This window comes from Actinomadura chokoriensis (assembly GCF_041463665.1).
Taxonomy (GTDB): domain Bacteria; phylum Actinomycetota; class Actinomycetes; order Streptosporangiales; family Streptosporangiaceae; genus Spirillospora; species Spirillospora chokoriensis_A.
The window spans coordinates 1-13,850 of the sequence record NZ_JAXCEJ010000049.1 but is presented as its reverse complement, the minus strand read 5'-3'; the positions used below and the strand labels follow the sequence as shown (position 1 = coordinate 13,850).

At 62.7% G+C, this 13,850-nt stretch carries 9 protein-coding genes; 4 read left to right on the top strand and 5 right to left on the bottom strand.

Going from position 1 to position 13,850, the window contains the following annotated elements:
• Positions 1-66 precede the first annotated feature (66 nt).
• A complete protein-coding gene (locus tag SM418_RS37455; RefSeq protein ID WP_371946389.1) occupies positions 67-1,641 on the bottom strand; it encodes an ISL3 family transposase in 1,575 nt (524 codons plus the stop codon).
• A 525-nt stretch (positions 1,642-2,166) separates the two neighbouring features.
• Between SM418_RS37455 and yidC the strand changes: the two genes are divergently transcribed.
• The 3 genes from yidC to SM418_RS37440 all read left to right on the top strand — a co-directional run bounded on the left by yidC (position 2,167) and on the right by SM418_RS37440 (position 7,624).
• Positions 2,167-3,096, top strand: a complete 930-nt coding sequence (gene yidC / locus SM418_RS37450) for a membrane protein insertase YidC (protein WP_371946390.1) — start codon at positions 2,167-2,169, stop codon at positions 3,094-3,096.
• Positions 3,097-3,451: 355 nt separating this feature from the next.
• A complete protein-coding gene (locus tag SM418_RS37445; protein WP_371946397.1) occupies positions 3,452-4,687 on the top strand; it encodes an IS701 family transposase in 1,236 nt (411 codons plus the stop codon).
• Between the two features lie 231 nt (positions 4,688-4,918).
• Positions 4,919-7,624, top strand: coding sequence for a DEAD/DEAH box helicase (locus SM418_RS37440; protein WP_371966168.1), 2,706 nt, complete (start codon positions 4,919-4,921; stop codon positions 7,622-7,624).
• Between the two features lie 598 nt (positions 7,625-8,222).
• On the opposite strand, the gene istB is transcribed toward SM418_RS37440, so the two are convergent.
• Complete coding sequence (gene istB / locus SM418_RS37435) at positions 8,223-8,996, bottom strand: IS21-like element helper ATPase IstB (RefSeq protein WP_371946392.1); 774 nt, start codon at positions 8,994-8,996, stop codon at positions 8,223-8,225.
• A 54-nt stretch (positions 8,997-9,050) separates the two neighbouring features.
• A complete protein-coding gene (gene istA, locus SM418_RS37430) occupies positions 9,051-10,484 on the bottom strand; it encodes an IS21 family transposase (protein ID WP_371946393.1) in 1,434 nt (477 codons plus the stop codon).
• A gap of 84 nt (positions 10,485-10,568) precedes the next feature.
• Here istA and SM418_RS37425 point away from each other — a divergent pair, with 84 nt between their 5' ends.
• Positions 10,569-11,324, top strand: a complete 756-nt coding sequence (locus tag SM418_RS37425) for a transposase (protein ID WP_371946394.1) — start codon at positions 10,569-10,571, stop codon at positions 11,322-11,324.
• Between the two features lie 678 nt (positions 11,325-12,002).
• On the opposite strand, the gene SM418_RS37420 is transcribed toward SM418_RS37425, so the two are convergent.
• Both SM418_RS37420 and SM418_RS37415 read right to left on the bottom strand, forming a co-directional pair.
• Positions 12,003-12,326 (bottom strand): IS3 family transposase, encoded by a 324-nt coding sequence (locus SM418_RS37420; protein ID WP_371946395.1) that lies wholly within the window; start codon positions 12,324-12,326, stop codon positions 12,003-12,005.
• Between the two features lie 351 nt (positions 12,327-12,677).
• A partial coding sequence (locus SM418_RS37415; protein ID WP_371946396.1) for an alpha/beta fold hydrolase occupies positions 12,678-13,850 on the bottom strand: 1,173 nt, incomplete at its 5' end.

The window sequence follows — 13,850 nt, the reverse complement described above, 5'->3', positions numbered from 1 at the left end:
CGCCGACGTCTGCGCGGTGTTCTTCCCACCCCACCAAGACCAGCACGTTCCCGAACGCGAAGGCCTCTACCTCGGCGTGATCCACAAGCACATCGCTTGACAGATCGGATTCCACATAATGATGCGGTTGACGTGTCCTTCGACGGGGCCGGAGCTGTAGGGAAGGGTGAGACCGGCGGTGACAGCGTCCTGGTCGCGGCGCAGACCCAGGACGAAGGAGTGCAGTTCGGGCAGGTCGTCACCAGCAACGACGGTCATCCACGTCTCGAGTCGCTGTCCCCGGCGGTGCACCATCATCTCGGCGAACTCGCGGACCCGGTCGCGCAGGACGGCGAGCTGCGGGCCGGCGTCGCAGAGGGTGTCCAGGCGGCGCTCGTCGGCGGGGTCCACGCGGGCGGGGCTGCTCAGAAACCAGGCAGTGGCTTGGCGGACCGTCGGAGGACGGCGGGCGGCCGGTGCGGGCAGGCCGGTCCGCCAGGGCTGGAGGTATTGCCGGACCGTGGTGATGGCGCCGCGGTAGCCGAGCGCGGCCAGTTCGTCGTGGAGGCGCCGGGCGTTGGTGCATCCCTGGTTCCAGCGCGTGCGCAGGTAGGAGTCGTAGGCCTGCAGGTCCTTGGTGCGCTTGCCGGTGCCGTTGTGGACCAGGAGCTGGCCGGGGTCGGCGGTCCGGGCGAACCGGCGGACGGTGTTGCGGCTCAGCTGCAGCTCGTCGGCGATCTGCGGGATGGTGAGGTCCTGAGCCAGTAAGGCATGAACGGCGGCGTGCCGCTGCCGGGTGCGGACCGCGACCCGATCCTTTCTGCCCTCGGGACCCTGGGACGTCCGCCGGGCGGGCGGCGCCTCGGGCACCTGTGCTTTCTCAGCGAGAACGTGCAGGTGACGGCGTTGCCGGGCCACCGCCCGTTCGACGGCGTCACCAAGGTTTCTCCAGATATGCCAGCGGTCGGCGACCTGGATCGCCTCCGGGGCTCCCCGGGCGATGCCCTCGGCGTAGGCTCCGGCCCGGTCCCGGCAGACGATCTCGACACCGGGATGGGCCCGCAGCCACGCGGCGAGGGTGTCGGCGGTGCGGTCGGCCAGGACCTCGACCGGTCGGCCGGTGGTGATGTCGATGAGGATCGAGCCGTAGACGCGTCCACGGCGCAGTGCGAAGTCGTCCACGCCCAGCACACGGGGCGTTTGTGCTGCGGCTTCGAACAGACCGCGGATCAGCCGGATCAGCGTCGTGCGGCTCACCGCGCCCAATAGCCGTTCGGCCAGGCGAGCACCCGCCCGGCCACCCAGCGCCAGCGCGATCGCCCGCAACGCCTCCCCGGCCCCAGTGGTGCGACGGCCGTAGCGGACCGTCAGGCCCGGGACCTGCTCGGCGAAGGTCTGCCTGGCACAGGCGTCGTTGCCACACCGGAACCGGTGAACCCGCAGGTGGATCAGCACCTCCTGCCGGCCGACCGCGGTGTCGGTCAGCCGCCGCTCGTAGTGGCTGTGCCTGCGCCTCGACACCGTCCCGCACCCCGGGCAGCCGGCCTCACGCGTCGTCGTCCCGGCCTTTATCTGCACCGAGGTTCCACAGCGGGTCACCCGGTCCACGCACACGCGGGCCAGGTAAGGGAACAGCACGGTCACCAATTCCTTGATCGACACACCGGCGATGCTTGCGATCACGACGTCGGCTACCGGCAAGAACCCCCGAACCGTGACCTACCAGACCAGCCCCTTCACGGAATGTGTGCCAGAGCCAGTTTTTACGTGTCGTCCACAGACCCCGCCCCGACCGAGCCTGGACGTAAGAAGAAGGCAACGTCTGAGAGGGGTCCTCGACTAGGGACGAGCATGCTGCTTGACCTGCGCGGACGTAGTGTTCATCGTCGGGACCTGACCAGTCACGGCTGACCCGCTAGCAAACTTCATTCGCGGTCGGCACCGGGGGCGAGTAGATATGATGTTCCGATGGTGTCCTCTGCTCCTGGCAGGGGTGACCACGCGGTCTCGCAACTGAGCTGCAAGCACTGGCGGTCAAGCGACCCAAGGGCGACGGAGGCACTAGTATGCGATGCTGTAGCCGCATGAGGCAACTGGAGAGGGCAGCAATCCTTCGAGTCGAATGCAGAGAATCTCAGTTTGCAAATGCATTTGCCCTGCTCTCGCTAATTCCAAAGGAGCCGCCCAGTGCTTGACTGGCTGTACGAGATCGTCGCTCAACTGATTGTCTGGACTCACAGCGGCTTGAGCACTGTTGTACCCAAAGACAGCGGATGGGCGTGGGGCGGTGCAATCATCCTTCTCACCGTCCTCCTGCGACTACTACTAGTGCCACTGTTCGTGAAGCAGATCCACGCTTCTCGCAAGATGCAGGAACTAAACCCGAAGGTGCAGGCACTTCGCAAGAAATTCAAGAATGACAAGCAGCGCCTAAATCAAGAAGTCATGAAGCTGTACCAAGAGAACGGCGCAAATCCACTCTCGGGCTGCCTGCCAATCCTGGTGCAGATGCCGGTCTTCATCGGCCTCTTTCAGGTCCTCAAGCGGATCTCTGATGCTAATCCAGGCAACGGCGTCTTCGCAGTCACACCTGAACTTGTAAAGAGTGCCCAAAAGGCTAATATCTTCGGCGCCCATATCCCAGACACGTTTATCAATGCCTGGAGTGCAAAGAATGCAACGGCAATTGCCATCACATTGGCGGCAGTTGTTATTTCCTCTTGCATGACATTCTTTACGGTGCGAGCTAGCATTAAGCGACAGTCAGTCAATAACGAAAACAATCCGATGATGCAGGCGCAAAAGATGATGGTCTTCCTGGCGCCAGCTTTTGGATTGTTCGGCCTTGGCTTCCCGTTGGGTGTGCTCATGTATTGGGTTACCACGAATGGCTGGTCACTTGCCCAGCAGCACTACGTTTTTAGTAGATATCCACAGCCTAAGCTTGATGGCAGTGGTAACGTCAACGAAGATCATCGAGTAAACAGGTCTGCCGATCCACGACCCCCCAATACTTCGACAATGACCTCTAAAGTCGAAAAAGCAGTCCGCAATCAACCAAAGCGTCAATCGAGAAGCAAGCGGAACAGCGTTACGAAGCGCAATACCTCACATTAGTAATTATTTGATGAGTCACCCACTCCGCAATTCAATCCCCTGACGCCTGTCATGCCCGGCACAGCTACGCCGAGTTCTTGAAGTTCCTCGAGCAGATCCCCAAGGCCTATACACGGGGTGGAACTGCAAGTGCTCTGCGACGGCTACGGTACCCACGAAGGCATTAGTACTCCAGTTGTAGATCGCGATCTTGCTGGTCGGGGCTGGTCCTGGGGGGTGTCGAAAACCGTACAGACCCGGTCCGGGAATGGGTGCGGCCACCGGTGATCATCGGTGTGTGAAGACAGAAGATCAGTCGGTGGCCGCGGGTCACAGCATAGATCCTGGCCGCTGGCAGGAAGTGTTCGAGGTCCTGATGGGTCGCATCGCGGGACGGTTCGGCCGGGTTGAACCCCGGCGCCGGGCCCGGGCGCTGGTGCTCGGGCTGCTGTCGGACCTGCCGCGCAAGAACTGCTGGACGCTCGCTGAGCATGCCGGGGACGCCAACCCGTACGGTCTGCAGCACCTGCTGTCCAGGGCCAGGTGGGACGCAGACGCGGTACGCGATGACCTGCGCGGCTTCGTTGTCGAGCACCTGCACCACCAGGACGCGGTGCTGGTCGTGGACGAGACCGGCGACCTGAAGAAGGGCACGCACACGGTGGGCGTGCAGCGCCAGTACACCGGCACCGCCGGACGAATCGAGAACAGTCAGGTCGCCGTCTACCTGGCCTACTCCACCCCGCTCGGGCACGCGGCGATCGACCGGGAGTTGTATGTCCCGCGTTCCTGGACCCAGGATGCGGGCCGCTGCCGGGCCGCCGGGATCCCCGACACCGTCGCTTTCGCCACCAAACCCGCCCTGGCCGCCCGCATGATCGGCCGCGCACTGGACGCCGGCGTCATCGCATCCTGGGTGACCGGCGACGAGGTCTACGGAGGCAACCCGCACCTGCGAACCGACCTGGAAACACGCGGGATCGGCTACGTGCTGGCCGTCGCCTGCGGCCACCGGCTCGCCACCCGCGCAGGCAAATTCCGCGCCGACGCCCTGGTGAAGAAGCTACCGAAGCAGGCCTGGCAGAAACTCTCCGCCGGTGCCGGAGCCAAAGGGCAGCGCTTCTACGACTGGGCCCTGGCCGACATCGCAGGCGAGGGGCCCGGCCACCACCAACTCCTCGTCCGCCGCAACCGGCGCACCCGCGAACTGGCCTTCTACCGCTGCTACTCAGCCACCCGGGTTCCACTGTCCACCCTGGTGCGGGTCGCCGGACGCAGATGGACGGTCGAGGAGATCTTCCAGTCCGGCAAGGGCCTGGCCGGACTGGACGAACACCAGGTCAGAGGCTGGACGTCCTGGCACCGCTGGGTCACCCTCGCCATGCTCGCCCACGCCTTCCTCACCGTCGTCCGCGCCGACGAACACGCACCCCACCCCAGGTCGGACGAGCTGATACCGCTCACCTGCAACGAGATCCAACGCCTGTTCACCGCACTCGTCGTCGGGCCTGGCCACAGCCCGGCCCATCGGCTCGACTGGTCCCAATGGCGCCGCCGTCACCAGGCCCGATCCCAGGCCAGCCACTACCGCCGACAAGCCACTCAAGCATGAAGATCGCGATCTACAACTGGAGTACTAGCGTCGAGAAGGCAAACGTCCATGAAGAGCCGTTGGCCTTTTCCCCCGAGCGACCCCCCCTCTTGCGGCTGCATCACCGGCGCGCGCGCCCCGACGAGTTCGAAGAGTCGCACCAGTGCGGTAATCTACCTGCAGTATCAAGGTTGCGATGTCAACAGCCAGGCTGTATGGACGACGGTTACCGGTCGGGGGGGTGGAAAGGGCGTGTCTCGGGAGACGGTCACTTTCTCTCAAGGATTCGAACTCTCGGAACCCAGGAAACTGCACTGGCAAAAGATCACTGACCCGGAAGCCAAACTTCCCGAGTGTCCGCCAGGTACTGACGTCCGCGTACTAATTCCTGATGAACCTCGCTTCGCTACGCTTTGGAACAAGTTCAGTGCAGAGGGGATTCCGGTTCGACGCCTACCTTACCTTGTAGAACAAGAGACTATTAGTACGCTGGAAAACGGCGGCAGACTGACTGCAACAGTTTGTGAATCCCACCTCTCTCGTCAACTTCCCCGGGCATTCCCGCGTATAACCGGACCTGCAGCGATTGCTGCCCGAGAGGCATTCATGATGCTCTGGGAAGCCCAGGCTCCAGCTGTTGCTGACGAGACGATTTCCGTACCAGTCTCTGAGTTGGTGCCGAGAGCATGGCACATGTATTTGCCGTTTCCTACGCTGAATCCAGCGCAGGCAGAGGCAGTTGAGAGAATTCTTGACAGTGATGACCATCTCGTCGTGGTGGCACCTACCGGTGCTGGCAAGACAGTTATCGGCATGGTTTCTGCTCTTAATACGATCTTTGAGCAAGGCAGGAAGGCAGTTTGGCTCGTACCACAGCGTTCACTGACAGCTGAGTTGGACCAAGAGTTGGAAGGTTGGCGCAAGCGTGGCTTGCGCGTAGAACGCCTCTCGGGCGAATTCAGCGTAGATGTGGAGCGAACGCGCAACTCAGATCTATGGGTTGCAACCACAGAGAAATTTGAGGCCATGTGTCGGACCGTCTCATTGCGAGAGGCACTGGCAGAAGTCAATTGCTTGATTGTTGATGAAATCCACCTATTGGGAGACCCGACCCGCGGCGGAATACTAGAGGCATTGCTTGCTCGACTGAAGTCCGAGAATCCGAAGGTTCGAATTATCGGCCTATCGGCAACTGTGTCGAACGCAGATCAAGTTGCACAGTGGCTGGGAGCTCGGCTCATCAAGGTCAGCTGGCGTCCGTCCAAGTTGACTTGGCAGCTTCCGGTTGTGGCAGCAAATAAAGAGTTCAGTCAGGTTGACGCTGCTCGCACTCGGCTAGCCACCTCACTCACTCGCATGATCACTGCGGACGGTGGGAGTGTTGTAGTTTTCTGTGGCAGTAAGCGAGGCGTTCGCCGAATGGCTTTGATCATTGCAGGCGATCGGGGTGTAAACATTCGCGATGTACATCCTGATGATCTCGATCGGTTGCATGAAGCATGTGAAGCGGCTGGTATCGGCTTGCATTACAAGGGATGGGATCACAAGCTGGAGGCCGAGCGCCGATTTCGAGCCCGTAAGCTTCAGATTTTGGTTGCTACATCAACTGTTGCAGCCGGGGTGAATCTACCTGCGCGCGCAGTGGTGGTGCGCGACACCGAGATAGGTTTCAACAAGCTCGATGTTGCTACGGTACAGCAGATGTTCGGTCGGGCTGGCCGAGTGGGTGCAGGCGAAACCCAGGGATGGGCTTTCCTCATCGTCGATGAGGCTGAGCATGCGTCGTGGCAGCGTCGTCTTGTCGCTGGGAATACCGTTCATTCGCAGATTGGGGGCAGCCTAGCCGATCACGTACTTGGCGAGGCAGTACAGCAGCGGATCAGCACTGTGCGGGAGGCTGAGCGGTGGTGGGTAGAGACCTTTGCCTACCAGCAGGGGAGTGAAAGCCAACAACCACTCCGCGAAGCGATCTCAGCGCTGGTCGATGGCGGCTTCGCAACCGAAACACACGGGACACTTCAACCTACCGATTTGGGTGGGCTGACTGCCCGCATGATGGTGCCAGCAGCCGAGGGCAGTTCGATGCGGCTCGCTCTTAGCCGGCTTGCACTGCCCGAAGGGCCTGAGGAAGCTGAGTTCGCGCTGATAAGCGCCCTGTGTCAGCATGTCCCCAAATTTACTCAAGCTTCAGTGCCGGAAGATATCAAGATAGCAGTCACTCGATTGCTCGCAGCGCGGGGAGACCTCTCTCGAGCTACCTTGCGTCCAGCAGAACTCCCGGCATATTTGCCCGGAGACGTGGCAAGAGTTGCGCTGCTGGTGGTCGCCAACAATTCTATGGCCTTTCAGTCTGGGATACGCCATATTGGTGGTGTTCCGTACGCGAACCTTCATCCGATCCTTGAAGAGGCGCCCCGTTATCTGCATTGGATTAGTGCGCAAGGCCCTTTGGGGACGGTTCCACCCTGGTCAGCGATTGTGGCGGCAGATCTTGGCAGGCGGGTTAGATGGCGTCGTTGCAAATCAGGTCGAGGAGCCGGGCGACTACTATGGATGTGTGAACAGATGTCGACGCCAGCTTATGCAGAGTCAACTGTCGCCTCACTCTGGGATGCGGCGACTTCCCGAGGTATCGTCAGTCCAGATTGGTTGTCAACGACTCCGCCGAAGCATTGTCGGCTGGTTGGGGATGATTACATGGCGCTGCTGCGTGACCGTGCGACTAGTGTGACTGTCAACCTTGAATCAGATAGAGTCACGGCTGTAGGCCCCGCTGGTTCGGTTCTTGCTGTTTGGACGGACAAAATCCACGAGGTCGTGCGTATGCGGGGGACGAGCGAGATATCTGTACCAATGCCTGGTGTCTCAGGCGCGGCGGTATTCACAAGGCGAGGCGACTATCACGGAATAGGATGGCTGGCCAAATACTCACGTATGCATGCAGTGAATGAGGGGTAACCTCCCGGTTATTTGTCGGACGGCGCGGAGAATAGTTGGTCATGGGGCGGGCGGCTGATCGCCACTGGTGTCATCGACAGAACAGTTGGTTGAGTCAATCTTGAGCGCGGTGCCGAGATTACTCCTGGTCCTTTTCAAAGGCCGCTCGCCGAACCTGCCGTGCTGATCTCTCAGCAACGGGCTCTCCACGGTTTCTGCCCCCAGACCTCCGTGGAGGTTGAGTACTCGGGTTCAAAAAGTCGTCGCAACACTACTTGCCGAAGAGCATAGGTAGGTTCTGATCCACTTGTTGTGAAACGATCACGCAGCGTCGCTTGATACGGAAAGATTTAGGCGCGTGTAACTGTGAGGTGCTATCTCCCCTCTCCGACCACCTCGAGTGCGTAGCCGTGGAGCAGGTCACGGCGGACGGGCCGGTCGTGACGATCTCCGCCCGAACGACCACGGCCGAGGCGACGTGTCCGGCCTGTGGGACCGTGTCCAGGAACCGGCATGGCCGGTATCGGCGCAGGCTGGACGACGTGACGCTGACCGGGTGTCGGCGTACTCCTTGGTGTGCAGAGGTGAGTACGGATAAACGTGCAGAGTTGGTCGGGGGTCAGCCGGTGGCGGAGACCTGGGTTTCGACGGCGGCGAGACGGTTCTTGAGCCGGTAGCTGGGGCCGTTGATGGCGATGACCTCGCAGTGGTGCAGGAGCCGGTCGAGGATGGCGGTGGCCAGGACCTCATCGCCGAACACGCCTCCCCACTCCGAGAAGGCCTTGTTGCTGGTCAGCAGGATCGAGCCCTTCTCATACCTTTTCGAGATCATCTGGAAGACCAGGTTGGCTTCGTCGCGGGCCAGCGGCAGGTAGCCGACCTCGTCCAGCACGAGCACGTGCGGACGGAGATAGACGCGGAGCTTGGTGGCGAGCCGGCCGATGGCATCGGCGGCCTTGAGCTGGCGGACCATGTCGTCCAGCGTGGTGAAGTAGACGCTGAAGCCGGCCCGGCAGGCCGCGACCGCCAGCGCGACGGCGATGTGGGTCTTGCCGACTCCGGGCGGGCCGAGCAGCGCGGCGTTGGACTTGGCCTCCACGAACGCCAGGGTGGCCAGATCCCGGACTTTGCGGGCGTCCAGTTCGGGCTGGTAGGAGAAGTCGTAGTCGTCGAGGGTCTTGTGGTGCGGCATCCGGGAGATGCGCAGCGCGTGCCGGATGCGGCGTTCCTCGCGGACGGCGAGTTCTTCTTCCAGTGCCAGGTCCAGGAAGTCCAGGTAGCCCATCTTCGCCTCGTCGGCGCGGCCGACGAATTCGCCCAGTTGCTCGGCCAGGTGCGGCAGCCCGAGCTTGGCGGCGGTAGCGCGGATCCGGGTGGTGACCAACTCACTCAACGGATTTCAATCCTTCTGGCTCGTGGAGATCTGGGCTGGTGAAAGGCTGGGTGATCAGGTGAAGGGGCCGGTGCCGGTGATCTGGTCATAGACCGACAGCGGTCGCCGGTCGACCTCGACCTTGGCGGCGTCGGCCCGGGCCAGCAGGAAGCGCAAGGCTCCGGCCGGTTCTGGGCGCCGCCGGCGTGCGGCGATCTCCTCGGCGCCATCGCCTGGGCCGCCACCGGTGGTGGTGGCGCGGGTGTGCCCGTCAGGCAGCCCGTTCCAGTGGTCGGGGTCGACGACCTTGGCGCCGCGGCCGACCGCCCGCGGGTGCACCGCCAGCAGGGTGATCCCGTTCTCGTCGGGGACGGTGGCGTGCAGGCTGACGGTGGCCGCCGACGCCCGCACCTCCACCAACTGCCGGGGGAACACCCGGGCGGCGGGGACGGAGTAGAGGTTGGCCTCGAAGGCGACCAGGCAGTCCTTGCCGACGTGCCGCAGATGCCGGTCGCTCACCAGATACGGGCGTGCCGGAGCCGGCCGCAGCGCGGCGTGGTCGCGGCGGGCCCGGACCCCGATCACCTCGCCGTGGGTGCGGTGCACGGTGCGGCGGCGCAGCGGCACCCACGACAGGAACGCTGTGTCCAGCTCGTCCAGGGACGCGAATGAGCGGCCGGCCAGCACATGGTCGCGGACGATGGTGACCTGCCGCTCGACGCGGCCCTTCCCGGTCGGGCGGTAGGCGGCCAGCACATCGATGGTGAAGTCGTAGTGGCCGGCGAACGCCACCGCCTCGGGATGCAGCGGCACCGCCTTGCCCGGCGCGACGTGCCGCCGCACCACGGTCTTGGTCCGGTCGTAGACGATCGAGCCGGGCACCCCGCCGAAGTGCTCGAACGCCCGCCGGTGACAGGCCCAGAAGGTGGCCAGGTCCTGGCTGGTGGTGAAGCAGCAGAACGGGTCCCGCGAATACGACAGCACCATGTGGAAGGAGTAGACCTTCGCGATGCCCATGTGCGCCAGGACGCCGCCCTCATCACCCCAGTCGACCTGGGCCTGGGCGCCCGGCACCACCTCGAACCGGCGATGCAGCCCCGCCAGCTCCCGAGGGGTGAACCCCAGCTCTTCGGCGATCCGGGGGCGTGCCTCCTGCAGATACAGCTTCACCCGCTGATAGCTACCGGTGAACCCGTACTCCTCGACCAGCCGCTCGTAGATGACCGTGCCCTTGAGCAGCAGCTCAGCCCGCAGCCACGCATCGATCACCGGAGCGTACGCCGCGATCATCTGATTCCGCCGGCTCGGCCGCGGTGCCGCAGTCGGAGGCGCCGCCGCCGGGCCGTCCTCCTGCAGGTACTTGCGCACCGTGCGCCAGTTCAACCCGGTCTCCCGGGCGATCTCCGAGATCGTCGCGCCCGATTCCCGCAACGCCCGGAACCGGCGCAACTCAAGCCACCGCTCGGCCTCAAGCACCACCGCGACCCCCACCAGGATGATCAATGTCACCCAGCAGGCTTTACGACCACCCCACCGGCACCTCGGCAGACACGCTGATCACCTCTGCACATTTACCTGTACCTGGGTCTGCACATGAACCCGTACGCCGACACCAAGCGACGCGAACGGCACGCCGCGGTGCACGAGCTGCTGGCCAAGGGCGTAGGGATCTCCGCGATCGCCGAAGCGCTCGGCCTGGACCGCAAGACCGTACGCCGCTACGCCCACGCCGCAACCCCCGAGGATCTGGCGCCCGCCCGCGCCGGACGGCGCGGATCGCGCGTCGACCCGTTCCTGCCCTACCTGCACGAACGCTGGAACCAGGGCTGCACTGACGCCGCCCGCCTGTATACCGAGATCCGCGACCGCGGCTACACCGGAAGCCAGCGCACCCTCCGCCGGCAACTGCAGGCCGTGCGCGCCAACGGGAAACCGGCCCCCAAGGTCACCAAGCAGCTCAGCGTTCGCCGCGCCACCCACCTGCTCACCAGCCACCCCGATCATCTGGACGAGAACGCCACGCTCCGGCTGAAGAGGCTGCTGGCACGCTGCCCCGAGTTGGAGGCCGTCGCCGCCTGCGTGGAGTCCTTCGCGCAGATGATGGCCGAACTGGACGGACACCGGTTGCGCGACTGGCTCGATCAGGCTGCAGCCACTGGCTTCCCGTCCCTGAAAAGCCTGGTCAACGGCATACGCCAAGACCTCGACGCGGTGACGGCGGGCCTGAGCATGGAGTGGAATTCTGGCCGTGTCGAGGGCAATGTGAATCGGATCAAGCGCATCAAAAGGGACGGCTATGGACGAGCGTCCTTCGATCTCCTCCGCCTTCAGATCCTCCACGCTGACTGATGACTCACTCGAAGTGATCGGTCCACAACGAGTGCATCAGAACCGCTCCAAACGGCCATTGACATGCTCCAAGAGCTGTCGCCAGGCCGAGTATCGACAACGCCATTCGGAATCGCTTGCAGCGAGGGAGCGAGCCCGTCGCTATCCCGACGGGGAACCGGTCTGCCAACGCTGCGCCGGTCCGCTCCAACGCACCGGCAGAAGCCGTCCTCTCCACTGGTGTTCCAAGACATGCCGGGATGCCGCCGAGAAGGAACGCCGCCAAGCCTCGCGCCAACCCCCAAAGCCACGGCCAACCATCCGGATCAAGCCCTTTGACGGCGTGACCTGCGCGCTATGCGACGCTTCACTGAACCCTAAAGGCCCAGGACGCCGACCTCGCTGGTGCTCGAAACGCTGTCGCCAGACCGCCTTCCGCGCCCGTCAACACCAACAGACCACGAACGGGTCTACGGGCCAGGTTCAATGAGACGCGCGGAAGAGAACCAACCGCCGGGCCCGCTTGATTGAGAATCAAGGCCGCCCGCCGTCTCAGCCAAACTGGCCCGCCCAGTTCAACAAGCTCCAGTGGGCCACCTTGCCTGAGACAGGACACTCATCGACAAACGTTGCCGCTAGACGCGGACGAAACCAGGGCGTCGTCGCCGGCTGCCGGGCAGGGCCCGGCAGGTCCTGGCGCTACATCAGCATCTCCACAGTGCCGTGCGCAACGACCAGGCCGCTGCCCAGCGTAAGCTCGGCGTGGACGCACCGGGCGCCGTAGGTGCCGCGGGAGGCAGCGTGGATCCGCTTGATCCGTTCGGTCAACCACGCGTGCCGTAGGGAACGGGGCGAGGGCGGCCGGGCACGCCAGGCGTAGTAGCCCGATTCCGACAAATCCAGCACCCGGCAGGCGACCTGGACGGGAAGGCCCTCGTCGGCCATCACCGCGAGGGCTTCAAATGTTTTCTTGGGGGACACCACCTGACGCACCAACTCGACGGCTCGCTTGGTGACCGGCAACTCGGTCTCCAGCTCCCGGATCCGTCTGCGGGCCGCCAGCAGTTCACTCTGCTCGGTCGAGGTCGTGCCGGGCGCCTGACCTTTGTCGATGAGGTCCTGTTCGCGTCAGGTGTAGATCGTCTGATCGCTGATGCCCGGGTCCTGGGCGATCTGACGGACAGGACGTCCGACCTCGACCACATCCAGCACTCTGCGACAGAACTCCGGAGGGTATAGCCCTTGCGTGGCATGCCGGCCTCTTCTCATGGAGGGCGATGGCACAGCAGTCAAGCAAAATGACGCCACGGAAGACGGGGCACATCAAATGCGCAGCGACTGGCGGCCATTGCCGCCAACTATTACGAGGAAATCTTAGTCGAGACTCGCCCCGTCAAGCCAATCAACAACAGCTCGCACTGTCGAACTGACATGATTTTCCATCATCGTAAAATGGTTCCCTGGAACCTCAATCGTAAAATCAGCAAGAGGCCACAAAGGTCTCTTGCCGCCATCCCTTGAGTCGCTTTTCATTTCATCCGAAGCCCTGACAAAAAGCGTTGGAGTCACAATGGGAGCAGGAGACCATTCTGAAAATATTCGAGAATATCCTCCCATTGCAGAGAGCCTTGTATCGTCTACAAGATCCAACTCACTTCCCCTGGCAAGCATCTCCTCTATTATCACTTCTTGAACTTGAGATAGCGACCGGTCCCCTGGAAGGTAAGTGTCTAGCAAAACCACTGCGGCGGGGAAAATCCCGCGATCTTCGAGGCAGCTAGCCACTGCATGAGCTAGCCACCCTCCAGAAGAATGCCCCAGAAGGACGAAAGGATCGCCTAGGATATGGCTGCAGATGAGTTCGGATTGCATTTCAGTGACTACACTAACGGAGTTCGGTAGATTTTCTCCACTCATGAATCCAGGAGCAGGAAATACCAGCAAATCTCTAGAATTTTTCAATTGCACAGCAAAGCGCGCATACAAGTGCACGCCCGAGAGTGCGAGTATCGAAGGAAAGCAAATCAAAGCCGCACGCTTGTTGCCGCTGGCAAGCTTGACCGGATTTTGCGAAACTTCAAGCATTTGAGGTACATCAAAAGTAGCACGAAGACGCGAGGCGCTCATCAGCAGATCGACGCCCTCACCGATCTTTCTCTGTTTACATGCTTCCAAGAAGAGCAACTCGAGCGGACCCTGCGACTTTTGATCCTCAACAATACTCCGCGACATATTTTTTCCCATCCAATCTTTTCCGGTTGCATCGCGAGTGCTCATTTCCGCCACTTCAACCCTTAGCCGGCTAGCTAGCGTGGTGGGGGTGGGGTAGTCGAAGATCAGGGTGGGCGGCAGGTGGAGTCCGGTGGCGGTGTTGAGTCGGTTCCGCAACTCCACCGCTGTCAGGGAGTCAAATCCCAGCTCCGGGAAGGCGCGGGTGGGTTCCACCGCCTGTGGCCCGCCGTGGCCCAGGACGGCGGCGGCGTGGGTGCGGACCAGGTCCAGCAGGACCCGGTCCTGCTCGACCTCAGGCAACCCGGCCAGGCGCTG